14 protein-coding genes are annotated in these 15,022 nt (G+C 61.8%); 5 read left to right on the forward strand and 9 right to left on the reverse strand.

The window, feature by feature from the left end:
* Positions 1 to 44: 44 nt before the first annotated feature.
* Positions 45 to 389: a YegP family protein gene (locus tag AC07VV_RS13770; protein ID WP_096819450.1), complete on the reverse strand. Its 345-nt coding sequence runs from the start codon at positions 387 to 389 to the stop codon at positions 45 to 47.
* Between the two features lie 156 nt (positions 390 to 545).
* On the opposite strand from AC07VV_RS13770, the gene AC07VV_RS13775 reads away from it, so the two are divergent.
* The 3 genes from AC07VV_RS13775 to AC07VV_RS13785 all read left to right on the forward strand — a co-directional run bounded on the left by AC07VV_RS13775 (position 546) and on the right by AC07VV_RS13785 (position 4,719).
* Positions 546 to 1,082 (forward strand): RNA polymerase sigma factor, encoded by a 537-nt coding sequence (locus tag AC07VV_RS13775; RefSeq protein ID WP_096819451.1) that lies wholly within the window; start codon positions 546 to 548, stop codon positions 1,080 to 1,082.
* A complete protein-coding gene (locus tag AC07VV_RS13780) occupies positions 1,079 to 2,038 on the forward strand; it encodes a FecR family protein (RefSeq protein ID WP_495036516.1) in 960 nt (319 codons plus the stop codon). Before AC07VV_RS13775 ends, AC07VV_RS13780 begins: the two co-directional genes overlap by 4 nt.
* A 122-nt stretch (positions 2,039 to 2,160) precedes the next feature.
* The gene (locus tag AC07VV_RS13785; RefSeq protein WP_495036517.1) at positions 2,161 to 4,719 is read left to right on the forward strand and encodes a TonB-dependent receptor; all 2,559 of its coding nucleotides are present in this window, start codon (positions 2,161 to 2,163) and stop codon (positions 4,717 to 4,719) included.
* A 48-nt stretch (positions 4,720 to 4,767) separates the two neighbouring features.
* Here AC07VV_RS13785 and AC07VV_RS13790 read toward each other — a convergent pair whose 3' ends face one another.
* The gene (locus AC07VV_RS13790) at positions 4,768 to 5,349 is read right to left on the reverse strand and encodes a DJ-1/PfpI family protein (protein ID WP_495036518.1); all 582 of its coding nucleotides are present in this window, start codon (positions 5,347 to 5,349) and stop codon (positions 4,768 to 4,770) included.
* Positions 5,350 to 5,518: 169 nt separating this feature from the next.
* Between AC07VV_RS13790 and AC07VV_RS13795 the strand changes: the two genes are divergently transcribed.
* Complete coding sequence (locus AC07VV_RS13795) at positions 5,519 to 6,433, forward strand: DMT family transporter (protein ID WP_207985274.1); 915 nt, start codon at positions 5,519 to 5,521, stop codon at positions 6,431 to 6,433.
* Here AC07VV_RS13795 and AC07VV_RS13800 read toward each other — a convergent pair.
* From AC07VV_RS13800 to AC07VV_RS13815, 4 genes are all read right to left on the reverse strand, one after another.
* Positions 6,423 to 7,649: a class I SAM-dependent methyltransferase gene (locus tag AC07VV_RS13800; protein WP_495036519.1), complete on the reverse strand. Its 1,227-nt coding sequence runs from the start codon at positions 7,647 to 7,649 to the stop codon at positions 6,423 to 6,425. The genes AC07VV_RS13795 and AC07VV_RS13800 overlap by 11 nt on opposite strands.
* Before the next feature lie 90 nt (positions 7,650 to 7,739).
* Entirely contained in the window at positions 7,740 to 8,357 is a 618-nt protein-coding gene (locus AC07VV_RS13805; protein WP_192559989.1) for a TPM domain-containing protein, read from the reverse strand.
* A gap of 28 nt (positions 8,358 to 8,385) precedes the next feature.
* On the reverse strand, positions 8,386 to 9,138 hold the full coding sequence (locus AC07VV_RS13810; RefSeq protein WP_495036520.1) for a TPM domain-containing protein: 753 nt from the start codon (positions 9,136 to 9,138) through the stop codon (positions 8,386 to 8,388).
* A gap of 13 nt (positions 9,139 to 9,151) precedes the next feature.
* Positions 9,152 to 9,760, reverse strand: coding sequence for a LemA family protein (locus AC07VV_RS13815; protein ID WP_007957897.1), 609 nt, complete (start codon positions 9,758 to 9,760; stop codon positions 9,152 to 9,154).
* A 260-nt stretch (positions 9,761 to 10,020) separates the two neighbouring features.
* Here AC07VV_RS13815 and bglX point away from each other — a divergent pair, with 260 nt between their 5' ends.
* Positions 10,021 to 12,312 (forward strand): beta-glucosidase BglX, encoded by a 2,292-nt coding sequence (bglX, locus tag AC07VV_RS13820; protein ID WP_495036521.1) that lies wholly within the window; start codon positions 10,021 to 10,023, stop codon positions 12,310 to 12,312.
* A gap of 58 nt (positions 12,313 to 12,370) precedes the next feature.
* On the opposite strand, the gene AC07VV_RS13825 is transcribed toward bglX, so the two are convergent.
* The 3 genes from AC07VV_RS13825 to AC07VV_RS13835 form a co-directional block, all read right to left on the reverse strand.
* Positions 12,371 to 13,528 carry a phospholipase D-like domain-containing protein gene (locus AC07VV_RS13825; RefSeq protein WP_096819461.1) on the reverse strand — a complete coding sequence of 386 codons (1,158 nt, stop codon included), beginning with the start codon at positions 13,526 to 13,528 and terminating at the stop codon, positions 12,371 to 12,373.
* Between the two features lies 1 nt (position 13,529).
* Positions 13,530 to 14,120, reverse strand: coding sequence for a YceI family protein (locus tag AC07VV_RS13830; protein WP_007957891.1), 591 nt, complete (start codon positions 14,118 to 14,120; stop codon positions 13,530 to 13,532).
* An 81-nt stretch (positions 14,121 to 14,201) separates the two neighbouring features.
* Positions 14,202 to 14,972: an IclR family transcriptional regulator gene (locus AC07VV_RS13835; RefSeq protein ID WP_495036522.1), complete on the reverse strand. Its 771-nt coding sequence runs from the start codon at positions 14,970 to 14,972 to the stop codon at positions 14,202 to 14,204.
* Between the last annotated feature and the right edge of the window lie 50 nt (positions 14,973 to 15,022).

Below are 15,022 nucleotides of genomic sequence, written 5' to 3' on the forward strand. Positions count from 1 at the left end.
TCGGCACGCTGCCGGTCCCACAGTCTTTTGTGCCGGAGGTGAACTCAAAGCACCGGCAGGGTTTTGTCCTTGATCACCGTCGTCGGCCCGTTGGCCTTCACGGCGGCGATGCCTTTGGCGCACGCTGCCTCGGATGAATAGGACTCGCTGCTGCCGATGATCTGGTGATTGGCCGCCTTGAGGTTGAAATACGGATGGCCGTCCTTCGTCGATTTCTTCTCGTAACGCTCGTCCAGCGGGCTGTTGACCTGCACCGAGGCGATGCCGTTATCGGCGGCGCTGCGGGTGGTGTAAAGCTCGCTGGTCAGAATCGTTTCGGCATTCGCCGCTTTCAGCACGAACCTGAACTGGCCGTTGCTGCTTTTACTCAACTCGTACCATCCGGACATGTCGCTGCTCCTGTCGATTGAATCCCGGCAAGTAAAGACCGTTTCGACGGTTTAGCCACTCCGCACTGACAGGCGCGAATGCGAACATGACAAATGACAATCATTCTCATATCATCCGCGCCTTTCTGCACCCCAGCTTCGTCGAGAAGGATAGTCATGCCCCGCCTCACGCCCGATCCTCTGTCGGCCGATTCGTTTCGCCGGTTTTACGGGGACATCCTGCATTACCTGCGCAAACGCACGGACAATCCCAGTGACGCGGCGGACATGACCCAGGACGTGTTCACCCAATGGCTCGACTATCGCGACCGGGCCAAGGTCGAGCAACCGCGGGCCTTTCTGTTTCAAATGGCGCGCAACCTGCTGCGTGACCACTGGCGCCGCCAAAAGGTGCGGCACATCGTGCAGCCCACTCAAGACAACGATGCCGAACCACTGGCCGATGAGCATCACGATCCGATGGCGGCCGCGCAGCGCCAGCAACGGCTGGAGCAACTCAAAGCCGTGCTGGGCGAACTCTCGCCACGTCGGCGCGAGGCGCTTGTGCTGCACCGCTTCGAAGGCCTGAGTCAGGCGCAGATTGCCGAGCGCATGGGGATTTCGCTGAGCATGGTGGAAAAACACATCGCCTTCGCACTGCTGCATTGCAAGCAACGCCTGGATCACGACAACGGCATGGAGCAGCCAGAATGAACCGTTCTCACGACGTCACCGGGGAACTGCCCGACGACAGCATCGACGCTCAAGCCGCGGCCTGGTTTACCCGCAATCGTCAGGATCAGCAGCCCGCAGAGCGCCAGGCATTCGAGCAATGGCTGCGCGAGCCGGCGCACGCCAGCGCCTATCGGTCGTTTGAGGTGTTGTGGGCCGAGCTTGGTGAATTGCAGCAACTGAACCGGCCAACGCCACTGCCGGTACACCGCTCAAAGAACCGTTGGCGACCCGCGCTGGCGATGGCCGCCGCGCTGATTGTTGCGGTACTGGCTACGCCTCTGGGCACGTCACATGAGGTCTATCAGCAGCAGATTGCTGCCCACGCCAAAGGCCTGCGCACTTTCGAATTACCCGACGGCAGCACCTTGTCGGTGAATGCCAACACGCAACTGCGTGTCGACTTCGACAGCCACCAGCGCCGGCTCATTCTCGATCGCGGACAGTTCTACATCGACGTTGCGCCGGACAAGGAACGGCCGCTGTGGGTGCAGACCGGCGACGCCACGATCCGCGTGGTCGGCACCGGTTTTGATGTGCGGCGCAGCGAGCGGCAACTGGTGGTCAGCGTCGCCCACGGCCAGGTCGCGTTCACACCGGACAGCCGCGCGCCGCTGCTGCTCGGCGCACAGCAGCAGGTCGCGGTCGACCTGGCCAGCGGCACCCTGCAGCAACACAGTCTTGCAGCCAGCCAGGTAGCCGACTGGCGCACCGGGCATCTGTCCTTTCGCAACCGTGAACTGGCCAGTCTGGTGGATGAGCTGAACCTCTATCGCCCGCGTCCGGTGCTGCTGGCCAACGCAAAACTGGGGCAGATCAAGGTCTCCGGCAATCTCGACGTCGACGACCCGGACGCGCTGATCAACGCCCTGCCCGCTCTGGTTCCGGTGAAAACCGTCGCGCTGGCCGATGGCGGTATCCGTCTCGAAAACCGCTGACAAAACCTCACATGAGAATATTTTGCATTCGCATGTGAGGTTTTTTTTACCTGCCGCGTCTTCCTCCGGTCTGCGCTTCGTACGCAGGCCTTTCTGGCCTTTTCGCCGCCCTGGGGGATTCCATGTTTCGCGTGTTTTCGCCGTACCCGCTCACTTGCCTTCGACCGACCCTGCTCGCCACTTGCCTGGCGTTCAGCGTACAAGCCCATGCCGCTGACCTGAGCCTGCATTTGCCGGCGCAACCCTTGGCAACGTCGCTGAGTCAGGTCGCCCAACAGGCGAAGATCCAGTTGCTGTTCGATGAAGCGCAACTGCGCAACCTCAAGGCCCCGGCCCTCGACGGTGAATACAGCGCGGAAGCGGCGATTCGCACGTTGCTCGACAACAGCCAGTTCGGCCTGATCAAGGTCAACCAGACCTACGTCGTGCGCCCGGAAGAGCCGGTCACCAGCAGCGGTGACGGCATCCAGCTCGACGCCCTGAGCGTGATCGGCAGCGGTACCGAAGTCGACTCCAGCACCGTCGGCCGCTCGACCCTGACCCAGGCCGACATCGACCGCCGCCAGCCGAACAACATTCCCAGCCTGCTGGCGACCCTGCCTGGCGTGAGCATGGGCGGTTCGATGAAACCGGGCGGCCAGACCATCAACATCTGGGGCCTGGGCGATGCCGAAGACGTACCGTTGACCGTCGACGGCGCCACCAAAAGCGGTTTCGAGCGCTACCAGCAAGGGACGATTTTCATCGAGCCGGAGCTGATCAAACGCATTGAAGTGGAAAAAGGCCCGCACTCGATGCTCACCGGCAACGGCGGTTTCGGTGGCACCGTGCACATGGAAACCAAGGACGCCCCGGACCTGTTGCAGGAAGGTCGCAACAGCGGTGCGATGGTCAAGTACGGTTACGCCAGCAACGACCATCAGCAAACCTACACCGGTGCCGCGTTTGGCCGTACCGACGACGGTCGCGCCGATGCGTTGGTGTATCTGACCAAGCGCGATGGCGGCGACATGAAGCTGGCCGGCACCCCGCCCGATCCGGACAATCAGTACCCGATCAACCCTCGGCGCCTGCCCAACAGCGCGCTGGATCTGGACGGCCAACTGCTCAAGTTCAACCTGCACCTGAACGACGAGCACAGCGTCGGCCTGTCGTACTCGCGTTCGCAAAGCGAACGCTGGGCGCCGTTCTCGTCGGCCAGTTATCCGACCCCGCCGACCCGCGCCAACATCAAGCAATACGGCTACGAAAACGCCCTCAAGCGTTTCCTCGCCAACCGCGAGACCACCGACACCACGTGGTCGGCCAAGTATCAATACCAGCCGCTGGACAATCGCCTGATCGATTTCAAGCTGAGCTATTCCGAGTCCAACACCGATCAGACCGACGAGCGCGATGCCACGGCGTTCTTCCAGACGTCCACCGGCGGACGCAAGATGGACACCGCCTACAAGGACCGCATCGTCGAGGCGAGCAACATCAGCCTGTTCGAAACCGGCGTGCTGTCTCACGCGGTCACCGGCGGTGTGCAAATCCGCAAGCACAGCCGCGACACCGAAATGTGGATGCCGGGCAAGACCTACGAAGTGCCGAAGTACAACTACGGCTACTTCCAGCCGAGTTTCATGCCCCAGGGCAAGGTCGACACCAACAGCGTTTATCTGCAAGACGCGATCACACTGGACGATTTCACCCTGACCCCGTCCGTGCGCTACGACCATGTGCGCAATCGCGGCGAAGCCAACGACGCGCCTTACTACGACAACCCGGACCCGAGCTTCGGCCACGACTACAGCGACCGCACTTACACCGGTTGGTCGCCGCGTCTGTCGGCGTTCTGGCGGATGACCCCGGACGTCGGCTTCTTCGTCGACTACAGCAAGACCTGGCGCGCGCCGGTCATCGACGAGCAGTACGAAGTGCAGGGGCTGGGCAGCCGCACCGCCACCAGCGTGGATCTCGACCCGGAACGCATCACCGGTTGGCGTGCCGGTAATATCAGCCACTTCGCCAACGTGTTCACCGACCACGACAACGTGCAGGTCCGCACCACGCTGTTCCGCAACAAGATCGACGACGAGATCTTCAAGGCCACCGGCATCGGCTGCGAGAACCAGGCCATCAAGGGCGGCAGCATCGCCTCGGACTGCAAAGGCTCCGGCCCCATGGGCAACTACCGCAACATCGGCGGGCTGACCATCAAGGGCTTTGAAGTCGAAAGCTTCTATGACTCGACGTACCTGTTCGGTTCGCTGTCCTACTCGTGGATGACCGGCAAGCACGAAGGTGCCTACACCAATCCATGGGGACCGGACGTCTGGGTGCGGGACGTTCCACCGAGCAAATGGATTGCCGTGCTCGGCGTGAAGATTCCGAGCTGGGATGCCCAGGTCGGCTGGCAAGGAGAGTTCGTGCGCCAGACCGATCGCCTGCCGAGCGACAAGTACGGCTCGAGCAAAAACACCCTGGGTGACGTGTTCTACGACCAGTACGCCAACGACCGCTACAACGTGCAGGGTCTGTTCGCCAAATGGAAACCGCAGCAGCCGTACCTCAAGGGCACCGAGGTCAACCTCACCGTCGACAACCTGTTCAACGAGGATTACCGCCCGGCGCTGAGCGGTGATCGGGCTTACAGTCAGGGACGCAATGCCAAGGTCAGCGTGACACGGTTCTTCTGATCCGTCCGGGCTTGCCCATCGCGAACACGCTCGCGATGGGCCTCTCGTTCACAGGGTGATTTTGGTTCCGAGCAACCCGAGGAAACCGGCCAGCCAGTTCGGATGCGCCGGCCAGGCCGGGGCGGTAGCCAGATTGCCCTGGACGTGGCCCTCGGTCACCGGAATATCGATGTAGGTGCCACCGGCCAGCCGCACTTCCGGGGCACAGGCCGGATAGGCGCTGCACTCGCGGCCTTCAAGAATCCCCGCCGCCGCCAGCAGTTGCGCACCATGACAGACACCAGCAATCGGCTTGCCGGCCTTGTCGAAGGCTCGCACCAGTTCCAGGACTTTTTCGTTCAGCCGCAGGTATTCCGGCGCACGGCCACCGGGTACCAGCAATGCGTCGTAGTCTTTGGCATCGACCTTGGCGAAATCGAAGTTCAGGGCAAACTGGTGACCGGGTTTCTCGCTGTAGGTCTGGTCCCCTTCAAAGTCATGGATCGCGGTGCGCACGGTCTTGCCGGCGGACTTGTCCGGGCACACGGCGTGCACGGTGTGACCGACCATTTGCAGGGCCTGGAACGGCACCATCACTTCGTAGTCTTCGACATAATCGCCGACCAGCATCAGAATTTTTTTCGCGGCCATGGGCAGGACTCCTCTGGTAAATGCACAGGAGTATTCAAAGTAGTCCAAGGTTCGCGATGGCGTCCGCAAACTGTATGGATAACTCTGCGCCTGACTGTAACAGCACGATGCGCAAGGTTTGTGGCTAGATGAAGCCACCTCCCTGCCACCTTCTAATCGGGTTGCCCTCATGTCTTCGCGCGAAAACACCGGCATGGCCCTCGGCCTGCTCGGCGTGGTGATTTTCAGCCTCACCCTGCCCTTCACCCGTATCGTGGTGCAGGAACTTCACCCTCTGCTCAACGGCCTCGGCCGTGCGTTGTTCGCGGCGATTCCAGCGGCATTACTGTTGTTGTGGCGACGGGAAAAGTGGCCAACCTGGCAACAGGTCAAAGGCCTGAGCCTGGTGATCGCCGGGGTGATTCTCGGATTCCCGGTGCTCTCCGCATGGGCCATGCAGACCTTGCCGGCATCCCACGGTGCGCTGGTCAACGGTTTGCAGCCGCTGTGCGTGGCGCTGTACGCCGCGTGGCTGTCCCATGAGCGTCCGTCGAAAGCCTTCTGGGCCTGCGCCGCGTTGGGCAGTGCGCTGGTGCTGGGTTATGCGTTGTACACCGGCGCCGGCAGCATTCAGGCCGGGGATTTGCTGATGCTCGGCGCGATTGCGGTGGGCGGTCTGGGTTATGCCGAGGGCGGACGGCTGGCCCGGGAGATGGGCGGCTGGCAGGTGATCTGCTGGGCGCTGGTGCTGTCGACGCCGCTGCTGATCGGCCCGGTGCTGTATCTGGCGTTCCAGCATCAAGGCGCGGTGTCGACGAAAACCTGGTGGGCCTTCGGTTACGTCGCGCTGTTTTCGCAGTTCCTGGGTTTCTTCGCCTGGTACGCCGGGCTGGCCATGGGCGGCATTGCCCGGGTCAGTCAGATCCAGTTGTTGCAGATCTTCTTCACCATCGCGTTTTCCGCGCTGTTCTTCGGCGAACACGTGGAGCCGATCACCTGGCTGTTCGCCTGCGGGGTGATCGCGACAGTGATGCTCGGGCGCAAGACGGCGGTGCGCCCGGCTCAACCGGGCACGTTACCGGCCGGAGTTCAGCTCAAGCCTTGAGCGGCAGCAGGCCATCGGCGAGCAGCAGCGTTTCGAGGCAGTGCTCGCTGATCTGGTAGAACGCCTTGAGCTCCTGAATCTTCACCAGCAACTGGGCCGGGTCCACCGGCTCGGCGCGCTTCACGGCGAGGATCATCTTGTTCTTGTTGGTGTGGTCCAGGGAGATGAACTCGAACACTTTGGTCTCGTAACCGCAGGCTTCAAGGAACAGCGCACGCAGACTGTCGGTGACCATTTCCGCCTGCTGCCCCAGATGCAGGCCGTATTGCAGCATCGGCTTGAGCAGCGCCGGACTCTGGATCTGCAAGCGGATCTGTTTGTGGCAGCACGGCGAGCACATGATGATCGATGCGCCTGAGCGGATGCCGGTGTGGATCGCATAGTCGGTGGCAATGTCGCAGGCATGCAAAGCAATCATCACTTCCAGCTCGCTCGGCGCCACGCTGCGTACATCACCGCATTTGAACACCAGCCCTGGGTGATCGAGCTTCTGCGCGGCGGTGTTGCACAGATTGACCATTTCTTCGCGCAACTCGACGCCGGTGACTTCGCCCTCGGCCTTTAACGTGTTGCGCAAATAGTCATGGATGGCGAACGTCAGGTAACCCTTGCCTGAACCGAAATCCGCCACCCGCACCGGTTTGTCCAGAGCCAGCGGCGACGAGGTCAGCGCATGGCTGAAGACTTCGATGAACTTGTTGATCTGCTTCCACTTGCGCGACATCGCCGGAATCAGCTCGTGTTGCGCGTTGGTGACGCCCAGATCCTTGAGGAACGGTCGGTTCAGATCGAGGAAGCGGTTCTTCTCACGGTTATGCTCGGCGGACGGCACTTCGCGCAATTGCTGGGGTTTGCTCATGAACAGCGAGCTTTTGCCCTTTTTGCTGTATTCGAGCTGGGCTTCGTCAGTCAGCGTGAGCAAATGCGCATTTTTGAACGCGGCCGGCAACAGCCCGGCAATCGTCGTCACCGCCTCGTCCAGCGGCAGGTTCTTGGTGATGTCGCGGGTCTTGTAGCGATAAACGAACGACAGGCACGGCTGCGCCTTGACCGTCACCGGTTTGATAATGATCCGCTGCAGGTCCGCTTCTTCGCCGACGTACTTGGCCAGCACCAGTTTGATGAAGCCGTTCTGTTCGAGGCTGGCTTGCAGCAGCTCGATGAACTGGGCGTGGTGATCGGGCGCCGGTTTGGCAGATGGGGCGGTAACGGACATGGGAAAAAGCGGCCTCGGACGGGCAAATCGGGAATGGCCGCTAGTTTAGGGGGGATGGCGTTCAAGGGCACGGCTAATTTCCCGAACGGCTTATCCCAGCACCACCAACCGATTCGGCAACTCATTCCTCACCTGCGTCACCGGCACATGCACCTTGAGCAACTCGCCGCACGCCTCGATGCAGGTGACAAATCCCTGCAACGTCTGCCCCTGCCGCACCTGCTCGGTAAACACCGCGACAATCGAATCCCAGCTCTTGTTGTCCAGTTTTCTGGAAATCCCTTCATCTACCAGGATCTCCACATACCGCTCGGCCTCGCAGACAAAAATCAGCATGCCGGTGCTGCCTACCGTGTGATGCAGGTTCTGTTCGAGAAACTGCCGCCGCGCCAGGTTCGAGGCACGCCAGTGGCGGACGTGGCGCGGAATCAGATGGGTGGTGACCTTGGGCAAACGAAACACCAGGCACAGCACGACAAAACTGACCCACTGCACCAGCAGCAGACTGTGCATCGTCAGCCAGCCGGTCAGGTAATGCACGATACCCGGCACCACCAGCGCCAGCAGGCTGGCCCACAGCAGCGGGATGTACGCGTAGTCGTCGGCGCGGGCCGCCAGCACCGTCACCAGTTCGGCGTCGGTGTCGCGCTCGACCCGGGCGATGGCCTCGGCGACCTTGCGTTGTTCGTGTTCAGTCAGTAATGCCATGTCGTGAAGTGCCTGCTCATTATTGTTATCACCAGCCGCCGGAGGACCCGCCCCCGCCGAAACTGCCACCGCCGCCGCTGAAGCCCCCGCCTCCACCGCCGCCGCCAAAACCACCGCCACCAAAGCCGCCCCCTCCTCCGGAGCCGCCCCGGCCGGCGGGAAGGATACCGAGCATCTGGCAGATAAAAACAGTCAGGATGAACAACATCACCAGAAATACGAACAACGCCGGGTGCCGCGAGACGAAATCATCCGACGGATCGCCGGCCGATTCATACACCGTGGAAGGTTCGTCCAGCGGATTGCCGCCCAGCACCACCAGCATTGCCGCCACGCCGTCACTGATGCCCTTGCTGTAATTACCGGACTTGAACGACGGCGTGATCACCTGATGGATGATCACCGAACTCTGGGCATCAGTCAGGCGATCCTCCAGCCCGTAGCCGACTTCGATGCGCAATTTGCGCTCGTCCCGGGCGACGATCAACAGTGCGCCGTTGTTCTTGTCCTTCTGGCCGATGCCCCAATGCCGGCCCAGTTCAACGCCGTAGTCCTCGATGGTAGTGCCTTGCAGGTTCGGCAACGTCACGACCACCAACTGCTCGCCAGTCGCCTGTTCGTGGGCCTGTAATTGCTGGTTCAGTTGCGCGCGCACCGAGGGTTCGATCATCTGTGCGTCGTCCACCACCCGCCCGGTCAGCGCCGGAAAGGTCAACTCGGCCCGGGCGCTGACGGCGAACAGCCACAGCATCAGCACCAGGCCCATCCTCAACACGCGCATGGGCATCTCCGGCTCAGAACTTCACTTCCGGGGCCTTGTCCGCGCCGGGGCTGGTGGCTTCGAAGGTCTCGCGGATCGGCAGGTCGCTGTACATCACGCTGTGCCACAGGCGACCGGGAAAGGTACGGATCTCGGTGTTGTATTTCTGCACCGCCAGGATGAAATCCCGGCGGGCCACGGCGATACGGTTTTCCGTGCCCTCGAGTTGCGATTGCAGGGCGAGGAAGTTCTGGTTGGCCTTCAGGTCCGGATAACGTTCGGACACCACCATCAAGCGGCTCAAGGCACCGGTCAGCTGATCCTGAGCCTGCTGGAACTGCTTGAGCTTTTCCGGGTTGTCGAGGGTGCTGGCATCGACCTGGATCGACGTCGCCTTGGCCCGGGCCTCAATGACGGCGGTCAGGGTTTCTTCCTCGTGCTTGGCATAACCCTTCACGGTTTCCACCAGATTGGGGATCAGGTCGGCGCGGCGCTGATACTGGTTTTGCACCTGGCCCCAGGCGGCCTTGGCCTGTTCGTCGAGGGTGGGGATGTTGTTGATGCCGCAGGCGGTCAACAGCGTGGCCAGCACCAGCAAGGTGGCGACCTGCAAACGCGAGCGGTAGACAGGACTGACATTCATCGGACGGGTGCTCCCTTGCACATTTCATGAATAATGACTCGCGAAACATTCTCAGCCGGCGGTTGGGGCATAATCGCCCGCGCCACTGGATTGCGGCGGGCCGATGGGCTAAAAAGAGGCCCTGCGCGATCACGTCGTCGAAACTGACGATGTACATTCGGCTGTCGTTTTCTGAATCAGCACCCGAACAACAATAGTCGCTCCCTAAATTTTGGCTGGCCGGCATTGCAACGCCGTTTAGGCCCTTGAGAAAACTATTCATGAAGAAGCTGTGTTTGCTGGGCCTGTTCGTCAGCCTGGCCAGTCATCAAGTACTGGCCGCCACGACCCCGGTACCCCTGGAAAACAAGGATGCGTTCATCAGTAACCTGATGAAACAAATGACCCTCGACGAGAAGATCGGCCAGTTGCGCCTGATCAGCATCGGCCCGGAGATGCCGCGCGAACTGATCCGCAAAGAGATCGCCGCCGGCAACATCGGTGGCACGTTCAACTCGATCACCCGCCCGGAAAACCGTCCGATGCAGGACGCTGCCATGCGCAGCCGCCTGAAGATCCCGATGTTTTTCGCGTACGACGTGATCCACGGTCACCGTACGATTTTCCCGATTCCATTGGCCCTCGCATCAAGCTGGGACATGGACGCCATCGGCCAGTCCGGGCGCGTTGCCGCCAAAGAGGCCGCAGCCGACAGCCTCGACATCACCTTCGCGCCGATGGTCGATATTTCCCGCGACCCGCGCTGGGGCCGCAGCTCCGAAGGTTTCGGTGAAGACACCTACCTGACCTCGCGCATTGCCAAAGTCATGGTCAAGGCCTATCAGGGCAACACGCCGAGCGCGGCCGACAGCATCATGGCCAGCGTCAAGCACTTCGCCCTGTACGGCGCGGTCGAGGGTGGTCGCGACTACAACACCGTCGACATGAGCCCGGTGAAGATGTACCAGGACTACCTTCCGCCGTACCGCGCCGCGATTGATGCCGGCGCCGGTGGCGTGATGGTCGCGCTGAACTCGATCAACGGTATCCCGGCCACCGCCAACACCTGGCTGATGAACGACCTGTTGCGCAAGGAATGGGGCTTCAAGGGCCTGGCGGTCAGCGACCACGGCGCGATCTTCGAGCTGATCAAGCACGGCGTGGCAGCAGACGGTCGCGAAGCGGCGAAGCTGGCGATCAAGGCCGGCATCGACATGAGCATGAACGACACTCTGTACGGCAAAGAACTGCCGGGGCTGCTCAAGTCCGGTGAAATCGAACAGAAAGACATCGACAACGCCGTGCGTGAAGTCCTCGGGGCCAAGTACGACATGGGCCTGTTCAAGGACCCGTACCTGCGCATCGGCAAGGCAGAAGACGATCCGGCCGACACCTACGCCGACAGCCGCCTGCACCGCGCCGACGCCCGCGACGTCGCCCGTCGCAGCCTGGTACTGCTGAAGAACCAGAACGAAACCCTGCCGCTGAAGAAATCCGCCAAAGTCGCCCTGGTCGGTCCGCTGGCCAAGGCCCCGATCGACATGATGGGTAGCTGGGCCGCCGCCGGTCGTCCGGCGCAATCGGTCACCCTGTTCGATGGCATGAGCAGCGTGATCGGCGACAAGTCGAACCTGATCTATGCCCGTGGCGCCAACATCACCAGCGACAAGAAGGTCCTCGACTACCTGAACTTCCTCAACTTCGATGCGCCGGAAGTGGTCGATGACCCGCGCCCGGCCAACGTGCTGATCGACGAAGCGGTGAAAGCCGCCAAGGACGCTGACGTAATCGTTGCGGCCGTGGGCGAATCCCGTGGCATGTCCCACGAATCGTCGAGCCGTACCGACCTGAACATCCCGGAAAACCAGCGTGAGCTGATCCGCGCCCTGAAAGCCACCGGCAAGCCGTTGGTGCTGGTGCTGATGAACGGCCGTCCGCTGACGATCCTTCAGGAAAAGGAACAGGCTGACGCGATTCTGGAAACCTGGTTCAGCGGCACCGAGGGCGGCAACGCCATCGCCGACGTGCTGTTCGGCGACTACAACCCGTCGGGCAAACTGCCGGTAACCTTCCCGCGCTCCGTGGGACAGATCCCGACCTACTACAACCACCTGAGCATTGGCCGGCCGTTCACGCCGGGCAAACCGGGCAACTACACCTCGCAGTATTTCGATGACACCACCGGGCCGCTGTTCCCGTTCGGTTTCGGCCTGAGCTACACCGATTTCAGCCTGAGCGACATGGCGCTGTCGTCGACCACCCTGAACACCACCGGCAAGCTCGACGCCAGCGTCACGGTGAAAAACACCGGCAAGCGTGACGGCGAAACCGTGGTGCAGCTGTACATCCAGGACGTCACCGGTTCGATGATCCGTCCGGTCAAGGAGCTGAAGAACTTCCAGAAGATCATGCTCAAGGCCGGCGAGCAGAAAGTCGTGCACTTCACCATCACCGAAGATGACCTGAAGTTCTACAACGCCCAGCTCAAGTACGCGGCAGAGCCTGGCAAGTTCAACGTGCAGATCGGCCTGGATTCCCAGGACGTGACGCAGCAGAGCTTTGAATTGTTGTAATCCCGCGCCCAGATCGTTCCCACGCTCTGCGTGGGAACGATCAATCGGGGGTTGGCGACTATCCGCGTCTGTCCAGCAAGTTGACCACCACCCGATCCACCCATCCCCAGATCCGCTGTTTCACTCGCCGCCACAACGGCCGGCGCTGCCATTCCTCCAGACTCACCTGCTGACTCAGGCCGAAGTCTTTCTCGAAACTCGCCACCACCGCTGCCGTCAGTGACGGATCCAGCGCTTCCAGATTCGCCTCAAGGTTGAAGCGCAAATTCCAGTGGTCGAAATTGCATGAGCCGATGCTCACCCAATCGTCCACCAGCACCATTTTCAGGTGCAGGAAACACGGCTGATATTCGAAGATCTTCACCCCGGCCTTGAGCAGGCGCGGGTAATAGCGATGCCCGGCGTAACGCACCGAGGGATGATCGGTACGCGGCCCGGTCAGCAGCAGGCGCACATCGAGGCCACGGGCGGCGGCTTTGCGCAGGGAGCGGCGGATTTTCCAGGTCGGCAGAAAATACGGCGTCGCCAGCCAGATGCGCTTCTGGCCACTGTTCAAGGCGCGGAACAGCGATTGCAGAATGTCGCGATGCTGGCGGGCGTCGGCGTAGGCCACGCGGCCCATGCCCTCGCCGGTGTCGGGCACGCGCGGCAAACGCGGCAGGCCGAAATTCGCATGGGGTTTCCAGGCGCGGCGATGGCGGTTGGCGATCCATTGGCGGTCGAACAGCAATTGCCAGTCGAGCACCAAGGGGCCCGTGATCTGCACCATCACTTCGTGCCATTCGCTGGTGTCGTGGCCCGGCGTCCAGAATTCATCGGTCACCCCGGTGCCGCCGACCACTGCCAGACGCTGATCGACCAGCAACAGCTTGCGGTGATCGCGATAGAAATTGCCGACCCAGCGCCGCCAATTCAGGCGATTGTAGAAACGCAGCTCGACACCGGCGAGGGTCAGGCGCTGACGCAAGGTCAGGGTGAAGGCGAGGCTGCCGTAATCATCGAACAGGCAACGCACCCGCACGCCCCGCTCGGCTGCCAGCACCAGCGCCTGAACCACGGTTTCGGCACAGGCGCCGGCCTCCACCAGGTACAGCTCCAGTTCGATCTGCTCCCGGGCGCGGGCGATTTCCTCAAGCATGCGCGGGAAGAATTGCGGGCCGTCAATCAACAACTCGAAGCGGTTGCCGTCACGCCACGGGAACACTGCGCCGCGCATGTCAGCGCGCCGTGAAGATCAGCACCGCACCCACCGGCACCGACAGACTGATGGCCGACAGACCGGCCATGTTGCGCAAGCTTTCCAGCCCTGGCAGCAGATCGAAATCCTCGGCGCTGATCACCAGCGGCTCCAGCGTCACCACTTGAAAGCGTCGGTCATCAAGCCGAGTGGCGAGCAGTTCAGCGGGGTATTCATGCTGTTTGCCGTGCAGGTTGACGGTCAGTGGCAGGCGCAACTCAAGTTGCGCGCCGGGGGCCAGATCGTTGATCGGGCGCAGGTCGATTTGCGTGGTGATGGTCGCTTCAGGGAATTGCTCGATCTGGAACAGTTCCTTGCGCATGCGTTCGTCGCGCAGCGGGATGCCGCTGTTGATCGAGTCCAGCTCGACCTCGACTTCGGCGCGGCCATCTGGATCGACCTTGCCGTGCAGCACCAGAAAGCGCTGCACTTCGGACACGTTGGCGTTTTTCGTGCTGACGAACGACAGCCGCGATGACTCGCCGTCCAGATACCAGTTGGCCTGGGCCGGCAGCGCAGCGGCGCCCAGCAGCAGGCCGGCGAAGGCGTTGCACAGAGAACGGTTGAACATTGAAGACTCGTGGGGTCGATAAACCTGCACGAACCTTAACTGGCCGTGGCGCTATTGCAAACTGTCAGTCTGTGCAAAGGCTCAGACCAACGCCTGCTGCACCTCGCCAATGGTCGCCGCAAGGCTGTTGAGGTGCAGGCTCAGCACCCGCTCCACCGGCGCCTGATCCATCGGCCAATGCAGCGCCATGCTGCCGACCAATCGCCCTTGCGCACGGATCGGCAACGCCACCGCACGAATCAGGAACGGCAGGCGCACCGGGTATTCCCAATAGCCTTCGGTGCGCTGGCCGAAGCCCTGATGCAAGGCTTGCTCGGTGGCCTGGAACACACCGTCATCCGCCAACTGTTCGCGCTCGGCCAGACGCCGCACGTCCTGGCTGTCGAGTTCTCCCAGACAGGCGCGGCCCATCGCCGAATGAAACAGGCTGGCGTGATGACCGACGATCTGGCAGTTGTTCGGATAGCGCTTGCGCAACACCTGTGGAATCGCGCTTTCCATCACTTCAACCCGCTCACCGTCAAAGCACGACAGATCCGCCACCAGCCCGGTGCGTTCGCTGAGTTCGAGCAGCATCGGGGCGGCGCTTTCCACCAGATGGCGTTTGAAGCGTTGCTGACGATCACCGAACAGCCGTTTGGCGCACAACCGGTAGCGACGGTCGCTGAGGCCGCGATAGATCCAGCCCTGCTCCTGCAAGGTCGCGAGCATCCGCGACACCGTGGCCTTGGGCAGGGCCGTCAGATAGTGCAATTCCTCGAGCCCCAACGCCTGATGCTCGCCGAGCAATTCAACGATGGCCAGCGCCCGTTCGACCGAGCGCACGCTGCCGGTGTCTGCCTTGCTGCCCATGTGTTCGACCTCCATGGATGCGGATGAAAGATCACTTCGTGCAGCAAGAT

It is taken from the genome of Pseudomonas sp. GW821-FHT02C04, assembly GCF_059421845.1.